General features: G+C 62.1%; 20 protein-coding genes. 10 read left to right on the top strand and 10 right to left on the bottom strand.

The genetic code is table 11. From position 1 onward, the window contains the following. Positions 1–62 precede the first annotated feature (62 nt). The 4 genes from R4P64_RS15640 to pgsA all read right to left on the bottom strand — a co-directional run bounded on the left by R4P64_RS15640 (position 63) and on the right by pgsA (position 2,726). Positions 63–875, bottom strand: coding sequence for a PspA/IM30 family protein (locus tag R4P64_RS15640; protein ID WP_033234841.1), 813 nt, complete (start codon positions 873–875; stop codon positions 63–65). A gap of 166 nt (positions 876–1,041) precedes the next feature. Beyond that, on the bottom strand, positions 1,042–1,431 hold the full coding sequence (locus R4P64_RS15635) for a helix-turn-helix domain-containing protein (protein WP_033234842.1): 390 nt from the start codon (positions 1,429–1,431) through the stop codon (positions 1,042–1,044). A gap of 146 nt (positions 1,432–1,577) precedes the next feature. Beyond that, positions 1,578–2,075 carry a CinA family protein gene (locus tag R4P64_RS15630; protein ID WP_141485968.1) on the bottom strand — a complete coding sequence of 166 codons (498 nt, stop codon included), beginning with the start codon at positions 2,073–2,075 and terminating at the stop codon, positions 1,578–1,580. Between the two features lie 3 nt (positions 2,076–2,078). Next, positions 2,079–2,726 carry a CDP-diacylglycerol--glycerol-3-phosphate 3-phosphatidyltransferase gene (gene pgsA, locus R4P64_RS15625; RefSeq protein WP_045067376.1) on the bottom strand — a complete coding sequence of 216 codons (648 nt, stop codon included), beginning with the start codon at positions 2,724–2,726 and terminating at the stop codon, positions 2,079–2,081. A 120-nt stretch (positions 2,727–2,846) separates the two neighbouring features. Here pgsA and R4P64_RS15620 point away from each other — a divergent pair, with 120 nt between their 5' ends. Beyond that, positions 2,847–3,371 (top strand): amino-acid N-acetyltransferase, encoded by a 525-nt coding sequence (locus R4P64_RS15620; protein WP_033234845.1) that lies wholly within the window; start codon positions 2,847–2,849, stop codon positions 3,369–3,371. 31 nt (positions 3,372–3,402) lie between these two features. Beyond that, positions 3,403–3,684 carry a YciI family protein gene (locus tag R4P64_RS15615; RefSeq protein WP_033234846.1) on the top strand — a complete coding sequence of 94 codons (282 nt, stop codon included), beginning with the start codon at positions 3,403–3,405 and terminating at the stop codon, positions 3,682–3,684. Between the two features lie 6 nt (positions 3,685–3,690). On the opposite strand, the gene R4P64_RS15610 is transcribed toward R4P64_RS15615, so the two are convergent. The 6 genes from R4P64_RS15610 to thyX all read right to left on the bottom strand — a co-directional run bounded on the left by R4P64_RS15610 (position 3,691) and on the right by thyX (position 12,033). Continuing rightward, on the bottom strand, positions 3,691–4,665 hold the full coding sequence (locus R4P64_RS15610) for a TerC family protein (RefSeq protein WP_045067374.1): 975 nt from the start codon (positions 4,663–4,665) through the stop codon (positions 3,691–3,693). Positions 4,666–4,712: 47 nt separating this feature from the next. Next, positions 4,713–7,517, bottom strand: coding sequence for a DNA translocase FtsK (locus R4P64_RS15605; protein ID WP_052683555.1), 2,805 nt, complete (start codon positions 7,515–7,517; stop codon positions 4,713–4,715). A gap of 114 nt (positions 7,518–7,631) precedes the next feature. Next, positions 7,632–8,255, bottom strand: a complete 624-nt coding sequence (locus R4P64_RS15600; RefSeq protein WP_317821588.1) for a TIGR03085 family metal-binding protein — start codon at positions 8,253–8,255, stop codon at positions 7,632–7,634. Positions 8,256–8,301: 46 nt separating this feature from the next. Continuing rightward, the gene (locus R4P64_RS15595; protein ID WP_033234848.1) at positions 8,302–10,308 is read right to left on the bottom strand and encodes a ribonuclease J; all 2,007 of its coding nucleotides are present in this window, start codon (positions 10,306–10,308) and stop codon (positions 8,302–8,304) included. Next, positions 10,309–11,214 (bottom strand): 4-hydroxy-tetrahydrodipicolinate synthase, encoded by a 906-nt coding sequence (gene dapA / locus R4P64_RS15590; protein WP_033234849.1) that lies wholly within the window; start codon positions 11,212–11,214, stop codon positions 10,309–10,311. Between the two features lie 69 nt (positions 11,215–11,283). Further along, positions 11,284–12,033 carry an FAD-dependent thymidylate synthase gene (thyX, locus tag R4P64_RS15585; protein WP_033235005.1) on the bottom strand — a complete coding sequence of 250 codons (750 nt, stop codon included), beginning with the start codon at positions 12,031–12,033 and terminating at the stop codon, positions 11,284–11,286. 157 nt (positions 12,034–12,190) lie between these two features. Here thyX and R4P64_RS15580 point away from each other — a divergent pair, with 157 nt between their 5' ends. The 8 genes from R4P64_RS15580 to nuoE all read left to right on the top strand — a co-directional run bounded on the left by R4P64_RS15580 (position 12,191) and on the right by nuoE (position 17,750). Continuing rightward, positions 12,191–12,649, top strand: coding sequence for a toxin-antitoxin system HicB family antitoxin (locus tag R4P64_RS15580; protein ID WP_033234850.1), 459 nt, complete (start codon positions 12,191–12,193; stop codon positions 12,647–12,649). 62 nt (positions 12,650–12,711) lie between these two features. Further along, on the top strand, positions 12,712–13,146 hold the full coding sequence (locus R4P64_RS15575) for an SRPBCC family protein (protein ID WP_033234851.1): 435 nt from the start codon (positions 12,712–12,714) through the stop codon (positions 13,144–13,146). Between the two features lie 160 nt (positions 13,147–13,306). Next, a complete protein-coding gene (locus tag R4P64_RS15570; protein ID WP_033234852.1) occupies positions 13,307–13,729 on the top strand; it encodes a response regulator transcription factor in 423 nt (140 codons plus the stop codon). A gap of 232 nt (positions 13,730–13,961) precedes the next feature. Then, positions 13,962–14,321: an NADH-quinone oxidoreductase subunit A gene (locus R4P64_RS15565; RefSeq protein WP_092808434.1), complete on the top strand. Its 360-nt coding sequence runs from the start codon at positions 13,962–13,964 to the stop codon at positions 14,319–14,321. A 78-nt stretch (positions 14,322–14,399) separates the two neighbouring features. After that, complete coding sequence (locus R4P64_RS15560) at positions 14,400–14,954, top strand: NuoB/complex I 20 kDa subunit family protein (protein WP_033234854.1); 555 nt, start codon at positions 14,400–14,402, stop codon at positions 14,952–14,954. After that, positions 14,951–15,613: an NADH-quinone oxidoreductase subunit C gene (locus R4P64_RS15555; protein WP_317821586.1), complete on the top strand. Its 663-nt coding sequence runs from the start codon at positions 14,951–14,953 to the stop codon at positions 15,611–15,613. Before R4P64_RS15560 ends, R4P64_RS15555 begins: the two co-directional genes overlap by 4 nt. A gap of 8 nt (positions 15,614–15,621) precedes the next feature. Continuing rightward, complete coding sequence (gene nuoD / locus R4P64_RS15550; RefSeq protein ID WP_411742674.1) at positions 15,622–16,938, top strand: NADH dehydrogenase (quinone) subunit D; 1,317 nt, start codon at positions 15,622–15,624, stop codon at positions 16,936–16,938. Further along, positions 16,935–17,750 (top strand): NADH-quinone oxidoreductase subunit NuoE, encoded by an 816-nt coding sequence (nuoE, locus tag R4P64_RS15545; RefSeq protein ID WP_317821584.1) that lies wholly within the window; start codon positions 16,935–16,937, stop codon positions 17,748–17,750. The genes nuoD and nuoE overlap by 4 nt, the downstream gene beginning before the upstream one ends.

Genomic DNA, 17,750 nt, shown 5'->3' with positions numbered 1-17,750 from the left:
CCTCGTGAAGAAAACATCAGTGTGTCGAATCGTGTATCTCTGGAAAACTGCAGACCGTGGATCTACTGGCCGGTGGTTCCGGCAGCAGGCGGCTGCTTTTCGATTGATGTCGGCGCAGGTGCCGCCGCAGTCCCACCGGACGGCAGTGCCTCGCCCTTCATGGATGCGCGAATCTGCTCGAGTCGGCTGTGCCCGGCCATCTGCACGGAAGCCTGCTGGACCTCCATCATCCGACCCTGCACCGAGTTCTGGGCAAGTTCGGCCGAGCCGAGGGCATTTGCGTAGCGACGCTCGATCTTGTCGCGAACGGCGTCCAGGCTTGGCGTGTTGCCGGGTGCGGACAGCGTGCTGTCCATGGATCGCAGCGATTCGCTGACGCGTTCCTGCATCTTGGCCTGCTCGAGCTGGCTGAGCAGCTTCGTGCGCTCGGCAACCTTGGCCTGAAGCGTCATAGCGTTCTGTTCGACGGCCTTCTTCGCCTGCGCAGCAGCCTGCAACGACTGATCGTGCAGCGCCTTGAGATCCTCGACACCCTGCTCGGCGGTGACGAGCTGAGCGGCAAAAGCCTCAGCGGCATTTGTGTACTGGATCGCCTTGTCGTTGTCGCCCGCGGCGGCAGCCTGATCGGCGAGGTTGACGGCCTGACGCGCGTTGGCGTTGAGCTTTTCGACCTCGTCGAGCTGACGACTGAGCTTCATTTCAAGCTGACGCTGGTTACCGATCACCGACGCGGCCTGCTGCGAGAGCGCCTGGTGCTGACGCTGCGCGTCCTCGATCGCCTGCTGGATCTGGATCTTCGGGTCGGCGTTCTCGTCGATCTTCGAATTGAAGAGCGCCATCAGGTACTTCCAGCCCTTGACGAAAGGATTAGCCATGGGTTTGATCCTGCCTCCATCTGATGCGCCGCGCGCTACGCGACCCGGTGAACGACCGTCGCACACCGAAACTCACCAATACATCAGGGCTGCGCTCCAACTGCCCTGACCCTGCACTGCCATACCGGTATATCTACAGAATCTATCGGGTTCAAGCGGCCAGTAGCTACGCAGCAGCCAAACTGCGCGCGTTGGGCGCCGGAATCACCACTCGGGTATCCCGGGCGATGGACGGCGAACCGGACACCTGTGCCGACACAGCAGCGGCTGCACCGGTCGGCGCGGCACCGGAAACCGGACGACCGAGCGCAGAGTTGGACTTCTTGGTGGCCAGAGTTTCACTGACGTCGACCAACACGTCGGACAGCGGTACGGCAAGCGCATCGCAGATCGCGGCCAGCAGTTCACTCGACGCTTCCTTGCGTCCACGTTCCACCTCGGACAGGTAGCCCAAGCTCACACGCGCACTGTTCGACACCTCACGTAGCGTGCGACTCTGCGAAACGCGCGTACGCCGGAGACTGTCACCGATTGCCTCACGCAATAGCAGCGCCATCTCGCTCCTCCTTCATCCGTCGTGCCGTACCTGTCTTTTCACAGGTCCGCACCGTCACCTGGCCACATCGGTACCGTCTCGACACCGTGGCTGTTGCACACCTTCACAACAGTCAACGTCCGAACTCGACCGATTGGTTCCCGAGCCTATCGTGCCCGGCGCTCTTCAACACGATCACATAACCGCGACACGGCTGCCGCGACTGCAGCGATTCGAATCTCCCACCGCTCTCCTGTCAACGACAGACGCTCACACAGAGTTCCGTCGGGCCCGGCAATCCCCAAGAACACCGTGCCGACAGGGTTCCCGTCTTGTTCGGTCGGCCCCGCTACACCGGTCAGTCCGACACCCCAATCGGCGACGCACCGAGTGCGGGCACCGTCGGCCAGAGCAATCGCCGTGGATGCGGACACCGGGCCGTCGAGTGCCAACGCATCGGGATCTACGCCTGCCAGCGTCGCTTTCAGATCGGTGGCGTACACCACCAGGCCGCCGCGCAGGACTTGGCTCGATCCGGGAACCGACGCCAGCGCAGCAGTGAACAGTCCGGCCGTCAGCGACTCGGCAGCCGCGACGCTCTCCCCTGCCACCACCAACGCGGCGATCAGTTCGCCGACACCGAGGTCGAGCAGCGGATCGCGCACAGGTCAGTGTCCGTCTCGTTCGGCGAACCGGACGCCGGCCCGCAATCTGATGGCTTGAACAACATATTCGAGGCCGGTGACCACGGTCAGCACAACCGCCGCGGCCATCAGGAGCCAGCTGACCACGTCCCAGCTGCTCGGCAAAGGGCACAGGTAGAAACCGATCGCTACGGCCTGGACGAGGGTCTTGAGCTTGCCGCCCTTGCCGGCAGGAATCACGGCATGGCGGAGCACGGCAAAACGCAGCAGCGTGATTCCGAGTTCGCGGGCGATGATCACGCCGGTCACCCACCACGACAGGTCACCGAGTACCGACAACCCGATAAGCGCAGCGCCGATCAGTGCCTTGTCCGCGATGGGATCCATCAACTTGCCGAAGTCGGTGACCAGACCGTATTTCCTGGCCAACTGGCCGTCGATCCGGTCGGTCACCGCGGCGACGATGAAGATCGCCATCGCGCCCAGACGCCACGACGTCGACTGACCGTCGTCGACAAAAAGCACGACGAGAAAGACCGGAACAAGAACGATCCGAATCATTGTCAAGATGTTCGCGATATTGAAAAGTGGGACGGGTTTGTCGGCCGGTGTTTCTCCAGTGGGCCCTACAGCAGCCCGATGGGCATCTGCTTGATCACGCGGGGAACTCATCGGATCACCGCGCGGAAGGCGGGCCGAACCCGGACGGTGACCGGGCGGGCGAGGTATTTCGTGGAGCGGACAGGCACGCGACTCAGAATATCGGTAGACCCATTGACTAATGTGCACCACATGACTTCCACCGCGCGCAGCGACACCGAAAGCCACTTGATCGTGCGGCGGGCACGAACATCCGACGTCCCGGAAATCAAACGCCTCATCGACATCTATGCCGGCAAGATTCTGCTGGAAAAGAACCTGGTGACGTTGTACGAGGCTGTGCAGGAGTTCTGGGTCGCCGAAAAGGACGGCCAAATTCTGGGTTGCGGGGCGATGCACGTCCTGTGGGCGGACCTCGGCGAGATTCGCACTGTGGCAGTCGATCCCACCGTCAAGGGTCAGGGAGCAGGCTTCCAGGTGGTCGACAAACTGATCGAAGTTGCACGCGAGTTGGAATTGGAGCGGTTGTTCGTGTTGACCTTCGAGACCGACTTCTTCCACCGCCACGGCTTTGTCGAAATCGAGGGAACTCCGGTCACCGCCGAGGTCTATACCGAGATGTGCCGGTCATACGACGCCGGTGTCGCCGAGTTCCTCGATCTCAGCTACGTCAAACCCAACACCCTCGGCAATACCCGTATGCTTCTGACGCTCTGATCGGTTCACTCACATCCCGAAAGCGGTCCCGATGTCGTTGTTCCTCGTCGAATACACCTATGACCCCGCAAAAAACGCCGAGCGTGACGCCCTCCGCCCCGATCACCGGGCATGGCTCGGTGATCTTCTCGAGCGTGACATCGTCGTGACGTCCGGCCCGTTCGCCGACGGCCTCGGAGCACTCATCATCGTCGACACGGCAGACGCCGACACCGTGGCACTTCTCTTCACGCACGATCCGTTTGCCAAAGCCGATCTAGTCGCGAATATCCGGATCACCGAGTGGGTGCCGGTACTGGGTCAGTTGGCCTGAACCTACTCAGGCGCGGTCGCGGGTCTTCATCAGGCTCGCGACCGTGGTCACGGCCAACACACCGATGATGACGGACAGGGACAATGCCGTCGAAATCTCCGGCACGCTGACGTGTTCGCCGCCGTTGACAAACGGCAGCGTGTTCTCGTGCAATGCGTGCAGGACAAGCTTGACGCCGATGAAGGCGAGGATGATCGACAGCCCATACGAGAGGTAGACCAACCGCTCGAGCAGTCCGCCGATGAGGAAATACAGTTGGCGTAGGCCCATCAACGCAAAGGCGTTGGCGGTGAACACGATGTACGGCTCCTGGGTCAGACCGTAGATCGCCGGGATGGAATCCAGCGCGAACAACACGTCCGCAAATCCGATGGCAATGAGCGCCAACATCAACGGCGTAATGACACGCTTGCCGTCGATCCTGGTGATCAATTTGTCGCCGTCGTACTCCTCGGTAGTGGGCAGTACACGCTTCACAATGCTGATGATGCGGCTGTCACGTTTCTCTTCGGCTTCCTTCTCGTGTCCGTGGTCGCGGACCAACGTGTACGCGGTGTAGATCAGGAAGGCTCCGAAGAGGTAGAACACCCAGCTGTAGGCATTGATGGCCGCAGCGCCCACCGCAATGAAAATCCCTCGCATCACCAATGCGAGCACGATTCCGATCAGCAGGACCTTCTGCTGGTACTGGGGCGGGACCGCAAACGTCGACATGATGATGACAAACACAAAAAGGTTGTCGACGGACAGCGCCTTCTCCGTGACGTAGCCGGCAAAGTACTCGCCGCCGTACGTCGTCCCCCAGATCCACATCACGATCAGGCCGAAAATTATCGCGATCGAGATGTAGACCGTCGACCAGAAGGCCGACTCACGGAAGGTCGGTGCATGAGGCGTCCGGACATGCGCGAAGAAATCGAAGACAAACAGGCCGAGTATCACCACTATCGTGATAACCCACGTCAACGGTGTCACATGCACGAGCAGCCTCCGATCGTCTGCCGACGGTTACCCGCCGACCCACGTCACTAGTCGTCGGATGAACTATCCTCCGGATCGCCGCCCCGAATGGACCACAACAATCCGTCCAACTCGTCGGGCTTCACCAGCACCTCGCGAGCCTTGGACCCTTCACTCGGTCCCACGATTCCACGATTCTCCATGAGGTCGATGAGTCGTCCGGCCTTCGCGAACCCGACGCGCAGTTTGCGTTGCAGCATCGACGTGGAACCGAACTGGCTGGTCACGACAAGTTCGACAGCTTGCAGCAGCACGTCCATGTCGTCCCCGATATCGGGATCGACGTCCTTCTTCTCGCCGGCCTTCGCCGCGGTGACGCCTTCGGTGTACTCGGGTTCTGCTTGGTTCTTCGCAAAATCCACGACCGCGGTAATTTCTTCGTCCGTGATGAATGCGCCCTGCATACGGGTCGGCTTACCCGCACCCATGGGGAGGAACAGTCCGTCACCCATACCGATGAGCTTCTCGGCTCCCGGCTGATCGAGGATGACTCGCGAGTCCGTCAAGGACGACGTCGCAAACGCCAATCGGGACGGCACGTTCGTCTTGATCAGACCGGTGACGACGTCGACGGACGGGCGCTGTGTCGCGAGCACCAAGTGGATACCCGCGGCACGTGCCTTCTGCGTGATTCGCACGATGGCCTCTTCGACATCACGCGGAGCGGTCATCATGAGGTCTGCCAACTCGTCGACGATCGCCAGGATGTAGGGGTACGGCCGGTAGACGCGTTCGCTACCCAGCGGTGCGGTGATCTCGCCGGATTTCACCTTCGCATTGAAATCGTCGATGTGGCGTACCCGGTTGACCTGCATGTCCTGGTAGCGCTGCTCCATCTCCTCGACCAGCCACGCAAGCGCGGCCGCCGCCTTCTTCGGCTGCGTGATGATGGGCGTGATCAAGTGCGGAATACCCTCGTACGGCGTCAGTTCGACCATCTTGGGGTCGATCAGGATCATCCGAACTTCGTCGGGAGTCGCGCGGGTCAGCAGCGACACGAGCATCGAGTTCACGAAGCTCGACTTACCCGAACCGGTGGAACCGGCAACCAGCAAGTGGGGCATCTTCGCGAGGTTCGCATGGACGAAGTCGCCCTCGATGTCCTTACCCAGTCCGATCACGAGCGGGTGGTGTTCGCGTCGCATGCTCGGCGCCGTCAGCACGTCGGCCAAGCGGACCAGTTCGCGGTCCGAGTTGGGCACCTCGATGCCCACGGCCGACTTGCCCGGAATCGGAGCGAGAAGACGCACGTTGTCGGTGGCCACCGCGTACGCGATGTTTCGAGCGAGCGCGGTGATCTTCTCGACCTTGACGCCAGGACCGAGTTCCACCTCGTATCGCGTTACTGTCGGTCCGCGCGTGAATCCGGTGACGGCAGCATCGATCTTGAACTGTTCGAGTACCTCGCTGATCGCCTCGATCATCGCGTCGTTCGCCGAACTGCGCAGCTTCGGCGGGTCGCCGTCGATCAGCAGCGATGTGGGCGGAAGGTTGTAGTCGCCGTCCGTCACACGATCGGTGACAAAGCTTTCGGCCTCTTCGGGTTCCGGCTCGGGCTTGGGTGCCGGCTTCGCCACCGGAACCGATCGCGCGGGAGGTCTGGTCCGGGTCACCGGCTTTTCGGCGACCGGCGCTTCCGCAGCGGAGGCGGTCTCGTCCGCTGCCGGGGCAACTTCGTCCGGGTCCGCTGACCACAGGTCGAGGATTTCGGTCTTCTTGTCGCCGGATTCGAATTCGTCCGTCGGGTAGTTGTCGATCGGCGCCCGGCGGCTCGACCGTTTGGACGGCCGCAGCGGAGGCTCCGCATACGTGTCCACCGGATAACCGTCGGCGTCGAACTCCGATGACTCGTACGAGCCTCCGCCGTAGTCGCGACCGTAGCTGTCGTCGTCGAATTCGCTGCCGTAGTCCTCGAATTCGTCGTCGTCGCCGGACGGAGATCCGAAGAAGGACTGAAACTTGCCGGGGACCTGTCGCAGGGTGGTTCCGGTCAACAACAAGATTCCGAAGCCGACGGCGATCACCAGCAACGGCACCGAGAGCCAGGCCGTCAGACCATTGGTCAATGGTCCGCCGACAACAGAGCCGACAAATCCGGCTCCGATTTCACGTGTGTCCGCAGTTGTCTCCGCACCGGAACCGATGTGCCACAAGCCCAGTGCGGGTAGCCCCACCAGCAACGAACCCATGATGAGACGGGTCCGGATCTCGGGGCGTGGCTCCGTGCGCATCAGCAGGATTGCGATTCCGACACACAAGATCGGCAGAACGGCCGACACAGCACCGAACACCGCGCGAACGGCCGTTTCGATTCCGCCGCCGATCGGTCCACCCGCCGCGAACCACACACTGCCCGCGACGACAACACTGAAAGCAATGAGCCCGAGGGCAATTCCGTCGCGTCGGTGGCCTGCCTCGATATCGCCGACTTTGCTCACCGTGCGAGTGGTAGCGCCGACGCCACGAGCGGCCAGCGACCACCCGGCGGCAATGCCTTTGCCGACAACATCGAGCGGGCTTGCGCTCTGCTTCGATTTTGCGACCGGCCGACGAGCCGCCGAGGACGCACCGGACGCCTTCCTGGGGGCTGCCTTCTTCGCCGGCGCTTTCCTCGGGGTCGATTTGGCTCCTTTACCCGCTCCCGCGCGGCCACCGGCGTGCGACGCCGTCGTGACATTGCGGGGGGTGGAGACTGTTCGTGTTCGCGACTTTGCCGCGGGAGTTGACGCTGACGACCTGGTCGATGCCCTGGACGCGGACGTGCTTGTACTCGAACCTGTACCGGATCCTCGGGCGCTCGACTTACCTGCCATGACGTTCAGGCTAGTCGGTGCAACCCCATCCGGACCATCCGCAACACCAGCAACACCGTTCATACGTGCGAATCGTGATGTTCGCTACGCCGGCCGAATGGATCGAGCGCCGAATCAGAAACCGCGATCCAAGCCCATGACGGACTGGACGTCGGCCAGTTCTCCTTTGGCTTCGATCACCACTTCGTTGCGTCCGAAAGCGTGTAACAAGAGCTCGGCCGGCTCCCCCTGCAGAACCACCGTCCGGGTATCTGCTTTGTGCACAACGGCACTTTCACCCGATGGTAATTCGAAGATCACTTCGACGTCGGACTTCCGGTACCCCAGCTTGGCTACTTGGCGTGCATACTTCCACAAATCCGCCTGACGATCTTGTGGCAGCGCCCTGGCCACCCAATGCTGATGCGCTCGGCGCACATCCTCGTGATGGACGAACATCTCGGTGGTGTTGACCTGAGAATCGAGCCAGTACATCGGCGACCAGCGCGGCGGTCCGCTTCGAACGTCACGGAGTAGTTCTTCCCACGGGCGCGATGCGGCCGCTTTTCTGACGCTTTCGGTATGTCCGGCCAAGGCAGTGATCATGATTCCGGGAGCGGCGTCGAGACGCCGCTCCCGGACGATCAAATGTGCTGCCAGGTCACGATTTGTCCACTCCCCGCACAGGGTGGGTGCATCGGGGCCGAATTCGACCATGCTGTCCACCAGGGCGAGTCGTTCGTCATATGCGAAGGTCACCTTCGCCAACGTACGCGAAACTTCTCCCACTACCGGGAGAAGTCGCTCAGGAAACCGCGATAACCGTCGGAATGATCATCGGGCGACGACGGTACTTGTCCGCAACCCAACGGCCGACCACGCGACGCACCGACTGTGCGATGCGATGTGCGTCGGTGATTCCTTCGCCCGCGAGGCGCAGAAGATCTGCTTCCACGAGTTGTGCAGCGTCCTTGAGAGCGGTCGGGTCGTCGGAGAATCCACGTCCGGACACCTCGGGGGTACTGACCGCGCGTCCCGTCGACTCGTTGATGACGATGGTGATGGCGATGAAGCCACCCTCACCGAGCACCAGACGGTCCGAGAGCGTCGGCTCGCCGACATCACCCACGGAGAGTCCGTCGACGTACACATGTCCGACCGGAACTCGTCCGACGATCTCGGCAAGACCGTCGACCATGTCGACGACAACGCCGTCCTCGGCCAACACGATGCGCTCTTCCGGAACACCCGTCGCCTTGGCCAGGGCTGCATTGGCGCGCAGGTGGCGCCATTCACCGTGCACCGGCATGGCATTGGTGGGGCGCACCGCGTTGTACAGGTACAGCAACTCACCGGCGGAGGCGTGACCCGATACGTGGACCTTGGCGCTTTGCTGAGTGACGACAGTGGCGCCACGCTTGGCCAAGCCGTTGACCACGGCAAAGACGGAGTTCTCGTTGCCAGGGATCAGCGAGGATGCAAGAACGACGAGGTCGTTGGCACGGATGTTGATCTGGCGATGCTCACCGCGAGCCATCCGCGAGAGCGCTGCGAGAGGCTCGCCCTGCGAACCCGTGGAGATGAGAACCAGTCGATCATCGGGAAGTGTGGCTGCGGTATCGATGTCGACGACCAGACCGTCTGGCACCCGCAGGTAGCCGAGATCCTGTGCGATCTGCATGTTCCGGACCATCGACCGGCCGACGAACACGATGCGACGGTTGTACCGCGCCGCGACGTCGACAACCTGCTGGATACGGTGCACGTGGCTGGCGAACGACGCCACGATGACGCGTTGCTTGGCCTTGCCGATGACGTTGTCGAGCACGCCGCCGATTTCGCGTTCGGGCGTGACGAATCCCGGCACTTCCGCATTGGTGGAGTCGACGAGGAAAAGGTCGACACCCTCGTCACCAAGGCGGGAGAATCCGGCGAGGTCGGTCAGGCGCCCGTCGAGCGGAAGCTGATCGAGCTTGATGTCACCGGTGTGCAGTACAACTCCGGCGTCGGTGCGGATCGCAATGGCGAGCGCGTCCGGGATGGAGTGGTTGACCGCGAAGTACTCGCAGTCGAACGGACCGTGTGTGGTGGAGTCACCTTCCACGACCTCGACGAGGTTGGGGCGCAGGCGATGTTCACGGCACTTCGCCGCCACGAGCGCGAGTGTGAACTTGGCACCGATGACGGGAATGTCCGCGCGCAGGCGCAACAAGAACGGCAACGCGCCGATGTGGTCTTCGTGGCCGTGCGTGAGGATGACGGCTTCGACGTCGTCCATGCGGTCTTCGATGTAACGGAAGTCCGGGAGGATGAGGTCGACGCCGGGCTGCTGGTCCTCGGGGAACAGAACGCCACAGTCGACGATCAGCAACTTGCCCTTGTGTTCGAACACGGTCATGTTTCGGCCGATTTCGCCGATACCGCCGAGCGCAACAACACGAAGTCCACTGGCCGGGGCCTTGGGCGGCATGCCCAGACGCGCGGTCGGGTCCACCTGCGGACGGTTGTCGGGACGCTTGTTCCCGGAACGCGAGTTACCGGACTTGCCGGCTGACGGGCGGTTGCCTGCAGCGCTCTTCCGGGCTTGTTTTTGCGGTGCTGCGTTTTGCGGCGCCGATTTCTGGGCTGCAGCCTTTTGCGGTGCAGCCTTTTGCGGTGCAGCCTTTTTCGGGGCCGACGCCGCGGCAGCAGGCTCAGCTGCTACCGGAGCCGGAGCTGCCGGCGGGGTTGCCGGCGTAGCTGATTCGGGTGCCGGGATCGAAGGCGGTCCGGCTTGGCGACTGGCACTACGACGTCGGGGGGGACGGGTCATTTACAAAACTCCTGCCGCATGCAGATCGGCGGCCAAACCGTCGATCTGCTCTTTAGTGGGTGCAACCTGCGGAAGGCGCGGTTCTCCGACATCGATACCGATGAGTCGCAGACCCGCCTTCGACGCGCTGACGCCACCCAAACGGGCGACGGAACGGATCACAGGGATCAAACTGAGGTTTATTTCGCGTGCACGGGCGATGTCGCCGGTGACAAATGCGGTGTGAAGCTCACGCAGTCGACCAGGAACCAGGTGTCCGATGACGCTGACGAAGCCGGTGGCTCCGACTGCGAGCCACGGGAGGTTCAACGGGTCGTCGCCGGAGAAGAACTGAAGTTCGGTGGTGCCGATCAATTCTGCACCCGCGTTGAGATCACCCTTGGCGTCTTTGACGGCCTTGATGCGGGGATGCTCGGCAAGACGACGGATTGTCTCCGTCTCGATGGGGACAACGGAGCGGGGCGGAATGTCGTAGAGCATGACGGGCAGGTCGGTGGCGTCGGCAACTGCGGTGAAGTGCGCGTAGAGCCCGGCTTGCGGGGGACGTGAGTAGTACGGCGTGACAACAAGAAGGCCGTGAGCGCCGACGCGGGCCGCGTCGCGGGCGAGTTCGACACTGTGTGCAGTGTCGTTGCTGCCGGCTCCGGCAACGATCTTGGCGCGGTCGCCAACTGCGTCGATTACCGCGCGGAGCAGGTCGAGCTTCTCCGATTCGGTGGTGGTCGGAGACTCACCCGTTGTGCCGGCAAGGACAAGGCCGTCGCAGCCGTTGTCGACGAGATGGGCTGCGAGGCGCACGCCCGTGTCGACGTCCAGCTTCCCGTCGGCAGTGAACGGGGTCACCATCGCAACGGAAATGGTGCCGAACGGACGCTCGACGAGAGAAGCGGAATCACCGTAGGTCATGGTCAGAAGGTTACCCGGTCAGTCGCTTACTTCTGCACACGAGTCTTCAGTCGAGTCGCGAACGTAACTTCACTCGGCAGCGAACGAGCTGACGGCAATTTCCGATCCGTCACTTCTGCGCAGAATCTCGTAGTCTCCGAACACATTTGGCGCAGCGGTTTGAAGTTGCCGCAAGCACTCGATCGCGACGCGCCTGATCTCGACGTCCGCGTGCTCGGTGGCGCGCATATCCACGAAGTGTCGCCAAGCACGGTAGTTTCCGCTGACTACGAGACGGGTTTCCGTGGCATTGGGCAGCACCGAGCGAGCGGCTTGACGCGCTTGCTTGCCGCGCACGGGTGCGCCGGGGACGGACTGCAATTTGCCTTCCAACGCAGCGAGCAGTTCGCCGTAGGCCCGTCGACTTTCCTCGGTGGCGGCCAGGAACAGCGCTTCGAGTTCCGGGTCACCTTCGACAGCCGGCGGGACCACGACACTGGCATCGTTCTCCCTAACGAACCGCTGGGAGAGTTGCGAGTACGAGAAGTGGCGGTGACGGATCAGTTCGTGGGTACAGGACCGCGAGATTCCGGTGATGTAGAAACTGACCGTCGCATGTTCGAGGACAGACGAATGCCCGACTTCTAGGAGATGTCGAATGTATCCGGCGTTCGTGGCTGTGCGCGGGTTGGGCTTGGACCAACTCTGATAGCAGGCGCGGCCGGCGAATTCCGCAAGTGCCTCACCGCCGTCGGCATCGGTTTCCCAGTCGATGTCGTCCGGCGGGAAGAACTCGGACTTTGCCACCATCTGCACTTTCAGTGACACCGTGTGCGGCACTACATACTCCTCGAGTCCGCCGGACACTTCCGGCTGTCAGGCCAACCGGACGCTTCCGGCCTTGCTGCGCGGCAACTCTATAGGCAGAAACCACCTGGGAAGCCCTGACGCCAGACGGCACCTTGACTGACGTCACTTTTGACGTCACTGTGGTGTCATGGATATTTCGGAGTACACCGCAAAGCTGCACGATGACCTCGTCACGGCGGCCGAACTCGGCGACGACCACACCCGTCGCATCGCGGCGTCACTCGCGGCCGCCATGGAACCGTCGATACGCCTCGTTCTGCTGGCCGCGGCAACCGAGCTCGCCAAGGAAATCGGGGCCGAGATCGAGGACCGCGACGTCAAGGTCCATCTCGACGGCAACAACATTCTGGTCGACGTCCAGAAAGCATCGAAGGATTCCGGGGCCGAGGAGCCCGCCAAGGAAAACGTCTACTCGTTCGACGACGTCAGCGGCGACATCAGCCGGGTCACCCTGCGCATGATGGAGCAGATCAAGGCCCGCGCCGAGGAAGCCGCAAATCAGAACGGCGTCTCCTTGAATTCGTGGGTGTCGCAAGCCGTACAAGGCGCTTTGCGGGATCAGATGCGTAAGAACGGCATGGACTGATCTAATTGCGTCCGAGCAAGTCCACGAAGTTGTTGCCGTCAGGCATGTAAGGAGTAAGACGTATGGCCGTTTCGGGCGTCAAGGAATTCGAGATCAAGGCCGATCCGGCCACGGTCATGGCAGCGGTTGCGGCGGTGGACCGGTTGCCCGAATGGTCGTCTGCGCACAAGAAGATCACGATCGAGACCACACATGACGACGGTCGGCCGCATCGCGTCCGGATGGCCGTGTCGATTCTCGGCATCAACGACGAGCAAGTTGTGGACTACACCTTCGACGGTGACGAGAAGGTGAGCTGGACCCTCGTCGAGAGTGGACAGCAGAACCAGCAGGACGGCTCGTACACCCTGACCCCGACCGACGGCGGAACGAAGATCAGTTTCGAACTGACCATCGACCCCAAGATTCCGCTGCCGGGATTCCTGGTGAAGAAAGCCCAGAAGACGGCGCTGGAGACCGCCAGCAAGGGACTGACGAAGTTCGTCGAAAACTTCTGACAGTCAGCACTATTCGCGCGCAACCCTCGCCTCCCGCAAGCTCGGACGCGAGGGTTGCCGCATTTCACGATCGCCCCGGACCTCCGCACTCGACGGAAAGTCCTTGGTGAAGTTCATGATTCACTGCCGCGACGGATAGTCGCGGGGTAACGTCGGCCTCGTGTCCGACGCGGCAGCACCTCCTCGCACCCCCGCCACCGTGCGTGTACTCGTCTTCAGCGACGACGCCCATACGCGCGAACAGGTCCGCCTCGCCCTCGGCGAGCGCCCCCATCCTGATCTCCCACCGATCGAATACGTCGAGGTGGCCACAGCACCGGTGGTGATCGATCGACTCGACCGCGGCGGCATCGACCTCGCCATTCTCGACGGCGAGGCAAGCCCGGCCGGGGGCATGGGCGTCGCGAAGCAACTCAAAGACGAGATCGCGAACTGCCCGCCGATCGTGATTCTGACCGGTCGACCCGACGACGCCTGGCTCGCGTCGTGGTCACGCGCGGAAGCTGCCGTTTCCCAACCACTCGACCCGATCGAACTGGCGTCGGCCGTCATTCGTTTGCTCCGCGTTCGCCTGAACCTCTGATCGGCCGGTGCCTACACAGTTCCCTTGCGGCGGCGAGCACTTCGGCATCTCGGGAGCAAAACTCCACAGTTCGAAAATCAGCCCCAATGTCGGAGGCACCACCTAGGGTAAGTGTCACAGGTCACACGATCGGCGAGATGCTGGCAGTATCGATCTGGCAGGAACAGCAGGGCCTTCTGGGGCAGCGTCATTCACGGGGCGTCACGCTAAACGGAGAGAGGTTCGGTGCGACATGAACGCGTATGTGCCAATTCTCGTTCTGGGTGCCATTGCGATGGCCTTTGCCGTGGTGTCAGTCGTTCTTGCCTCCGTCGTGGGGCCTCGCCGGTACAACCGCGCGAAACTCGAAGCCTACGAATGTGGCATCGAACCGGCGCCCCGCGCCGCCGGTGGCGGACGGTTTCCCGTCAAGTTCTATCTGACGGCCATGCTGTTCATCATCTTCGACATCGAAATCGTCTTCCTCTATCCCTGGGCAGTCCATTTCGATTCGCTCGGTTTGTTCGGACTCGCGGCCATGGGCCTGTTCGTCGTCAACGTCTCGGTTGCGTATGCCTACGAATGGAGACGAGGCGGTCTGAGTTGGGACTGACCTGATTTCCCTGCAGTTGCAAACACAGCAAGTGCACACGCATCCGACGGCAACTCTCACGACGGAAACGAGTCGAATATGGGTCTTGAAGAAAAGCTTCCGAGCGGTTTTCTCCTGACAACTGTCGAGGGCCTGGCCGGCTACTTCCGCAAGGGATCGCTGTGGCCGGCAACCTTTGGACTTGCGTGCTGCGCCATCGAGATGATGTCGACTACGTCCGGCCGATTCGACTTGGCGCGCTTCGGCATGGAAGCCTTCCGCGCGTCACCCCGGCAGGCAGACCTGATGATCGTCGCCGGACGGGTCAGTCAAAAGATGGCGCCGGTCCTGCGGCAGGTCTACGACCAGATGGCCGAACCCAAATGGGTGCTCTCCATGGGTGTCTGCGCGTCGTCGGGCGGAATGTTCAACAACTACGCGATAGTCCAGGGCGTCGACCACATCGTGCCGGTCGACATCTACCTGCCTGGATGCCCGCCACGTCCGGAGATGCTGCTCAACGCAATTATCGAACTGCACAAAAAGATTCAGGACATGCCACTCGGCGTCAACCGCGAAGAAGCACGCGCCGCTGCCGAGCGCGCCGCACTGGCGTCCACTCCCCTGATTGACATCAAGGGACTGCTGCGATGACCGATGAATCCTCCGACCGCCGCGGAATGTTCGGCGCACGCGGCAGTGGCGACACATCCGGGTACAACCGGTTGGCCCGCCCTGCCGCCGCACCGGATGCTGCGACGCGGCCTTACGGCGGATACTTCGACGAGATCGCGGACGGATTGTCGGCTGCACTGTCGGACAACGGAACTGCCTTCGACGACGCGGTCGAGAAGGTGGTGATCTTCCGCGACGAGTTCACGTTGCACATCGAACGTTCGCACCTACCCCAGGTGGCCCGGCGTCTTCGCGACGAACCGGACTTGCGGTTCGAATTGTGTCTCGGCGTCAACGGCGTTCACTACCCACAGGATGCCGGACGCGAACTGCACGCGGTGTACCCCTTCTCGTCGATCACCCACAATCGTCGTATCCGGTTAGAGGTGTCGGTACCGGATTCCGATCCGCACATTCCCTCGCTGGTGGGCACCTACCCGGCCAACGACTGGCACGAACGCGAAACCTACGACTTCTTCGGCATCATCTTCGACGGCCATCCGTCGCTCACTCGCATCGAGATGCCGGACGACTGGCAGGGCCACCCCCAGCGCAAGGACTACCCGCTGGGCGGAATCCCCGTCGAATACAAGGGAGCACATATCCCGCCACCCGACGAGCGCAGGTCGTACATCTGATGAACAACATGGCTGACACACCATCGCAAGAGACGGTCTACACCGCCTCGGGTCAGGACTGGGACCAGATAGTCGCCGCGGCGGCAGCGGGCCGATCCGATGCCGGTGCCGAACGCATCGTCGTCAACATGGGTCCACAGCACCCGTCGACGCACGGCGTGCTCCGTCTCATTCTCGAGATCGAGGGCGAAACGGTAATCGAGGCGCGATGCGGAATCGGATACCTGCACACCGGAATCGAGAAGAACCTCGAATACCGGAACTGGACTCAGGGCGTCACTTTTGTCACCCGTATGGATTATCTGTCTCCGTTCTTCAACGAAACCGCGTACTGCCTGGGCGTCGAGAAGCTACTCGGTATCACCGATGACGTCCCGGAACGCGCCACCGTTGTGCGCGTGATGTTGATGGAACTCAACCGGATCTCCTCGCACCTTGTTGCGTTGGCTACTGGCGGTATGGAGTTGGGCGCTGTCACTGCCATGCTGTTCGGGTTTCGCGAGCGCGAACTGATACTCGACGTCTTCGAGACCATCACCGGTCTTCGGATGAATCATGCGTTCATCCGTCCAGGCGGACTGGCTCAGGATCTACCCGCAGGTTCGATTCCGAAGATCCGCGAACTGTTGAAGGTTCTGCCGAATCGCCTGCGCGACATGGAGTTGATGCTCACCGACAACACGATCTGGAAGGCGCGAACCAGCGGCATCGGATACCTGGACCTCACCGGATGCATGGCGCTCGGCATCACCGGTCCGGTACTTCGGGCCACCGGCCTCCCCCACGATCAGCGTCGAGCGCAGCCGTACTGCGGTTACGAGAACTACGAGTTCGACGTCATCACACATTCCGGGTCCGATTGTTACGGAAGGTACTTCATCCGGGTGGAGGAGATGAAGGAGTCCTTGAAGATCGTCGAACAATGCCTCGACAAGCTGGCCCCGGGGCCGATCATGGTCGACGACCGGAAAATTGCGTGGCCGGCAGATCTCCAGGTGGGTACTGACGGACTCGGCAATTCGCAGAAGCACGTCGGCAAGATCATGGAGTCGTCGATGGAAGGCCTCATTCACCATTTTAAATTGGTGACCGAGGGTATCCGCGTTCCGGCCGGTCAGGTGTACACGGCGGTCGAGTCACCGCGCGGAGAACTCGGCGTTCACATGGTGTCCGACGGCGGCACCCGTCCGTACCGAGTGCATTTCCGGGATCCGTCGTTCACGAATCTCCAAGCGGTAGCTGCGATGTGTGAGGGAGGCATGGTGTCCGATGTGATCGCGTCGGTGGCCAGCATCGATCCAGTCATGGGCGGAGTGGACCGATGACAGACTCCACGAAAAACGGTGGCACCCGCGTCTTCCTCGAACTCGGTCCACGGCCCGAAGAGCCCACCCAGTTGGTGCGACCAGGGGCTCGAAGCAGCTACCCTGCCGATGTCCTGGCACGACTCGACGCGGACGCCGAGGCCGTCATTGCGCGATACCGTGACGATTCGGCAGGCGAAGGCGCGATTACCAGCAGATCCGCGCTGCTGCCACTACTGCATCTTGTCCAATCCGAGGACGGCTACATCACGCCGGCCGGAATCGACTTCTGCTCAGGCAAACTCGGCTTGACCGGTGCCGAAGTCGCGGCAGTGTCCACCTTCTACTCCATGTATCGGCGCGGACCGACGGGCGAGTACCTGGTAGGCGTCTGCACCAACACTCTGTGCGCGATCATGGGCGGCGATGCCATCTTCGAGGCGCTCGAGGAGCACCTCGAATCGGCGGGCTCGCGTGACGAGGCGTCACATTCGATTTCCACGTCGGACGGCAAGATCACTCTCGAACACATCGAGTGCAATGCCGCCTGCGACTACGCACCGGTGGTGATGGTGAATTGGGAGTTCTTCGACAACCAGACGCCCGAGTCAGCACGCACGTTGGTCGATGCACTCCGTAGCGGCGACCGTGTCACCCCCAGTCGCGGTGCCACGCTGTGTTCTTTCCGCGAAACCGCCCGCACCCTGGCCGGATTCGCGGATTCCCGCGCCGAAGCTGCCAAGGCTCAGACCAGCGGCGCCGCAAGTCTCGCGGGACTGAGAGTGGTCGCGGCGCACTCCACCGACAATCCCAGCTCCGGCGAAGGGAAATGA

This window comes from Rhodococcus sp. IEGM 1366 (genome assembly GCF_033142425.1).
GTDB lineage: Bacteria > Actinomycetota > Actinomycetes > Mycobacteriales > Mycobacteriaceae > Rhodococcus_F > Rhodococcus_F globerula.
This window is presented reverse-complemented; position numbering and strand designations above follow the sequence as displayed.

Bases quoted from the DNA above. Each gene is read 5' to 3' on its own strand.
- R4P64_RS15640 (WP_033234841.1), bottom strand. From the start codon at position 875: ATGGCTAATCCTTTCGTCAAGGGCTGGAAGTACCTGATGGCGCTCTTC.
- R4P64_RS15635 (WP_033234842.1), bottom strand. From the start codon at position 1,431: ATGGCGCTGCTATTGCGTGAGGCAATCGGTGACAGTCTCCGGCGTACG.
- pgsA (WP_045067376.1), bottom strand. From the start codon at position 2,726: ATGAGTTCCCCGCGTGATCAAGCAGATGCCCATCGGGCTGCTGTAGGG.
- R4P64_RS15620 (WP_033234845.1), top strand. From the start codon at position 2,847: ATGACTTCCACCGCGCGCAGCGACACCGAAAGCCACTTGATCGTGCGG.
- R4P64_RS15615 (WP_033234846.1), top strand. From the start codon at position 3,403: ATGTCGTTGTTCCTCGTCGAATACACCTATGACCCCGCAAAAAACGCC.
- R4P64_RS15605 (WP_052683555.1), bottom strand. From the start codon at position 7,517: ATGGCAGGTAAGTCGAGCGCCCGAGGATCCGGTACAGGTTCGAGTACA.
- R4P64_RS15595 (WP_033234848.1), bottom strand. From the start codon at position 10,308: ATGACCCGTCCCCCCCGACGTCGTAGTGCCAGTCGCCAAGCCGGACCG.
- dapA (WP_033234849.1), bottom strand. From the start codon at position 11,214: ATGACCTACGGTGATTCCGCTTCTCTCGTCGAGCGTCCGTTCGGCACC.
- R4P64_RS15580 (WP_033234850.1), top strand. From the start codon at position 12,191: ATGGATATTTCGGAGTACACCGCAAAGCTGCACGATGACCTCGTCACG.
- R4P64_RS15575 (WP_033234851.1), top strand. From the start codon at position 12,712: ATGGCCGTTTCGGGCGTCAAGGAATTCGAGATCAAGGCCGATCCGGCC.
- R4P64_RS15565 (WP_092808434.1), top strand. From the start codon at position 13,962: ATGAACGCGTATGTGCCAATTCTCGTTCTGGGTGCCATTGCGATGGCC.
- R4P64_RS15560 (WP_033234854.1), top strand. From the start codon at position 14,400: ATGGGTCTTGAAGAAAAGCTTCCGAGCGGTTTTCTCCTGACAACTGTC.
- R4P64_RS15555 (WP_317821586.1), top strand. From the start codon at position 14,951: ATGACCGATGAATCCTCCGACCGCCGCGGAATGTTCGGCGCACGCGGC.
- nuoD (WP_411742674.1), top strand. From the start codon at position 15,622: ATGGCTGACACACCATCGCAAGAGACGGTCTACACCGCCTCGGGTCAG.
- nuoE (WP_317821584.1), top strand. From the start codon at position 16,935: ATGACAGACTCCACGAAAAACGGTGGCACCCGCGTCTTCCTCGAACTC.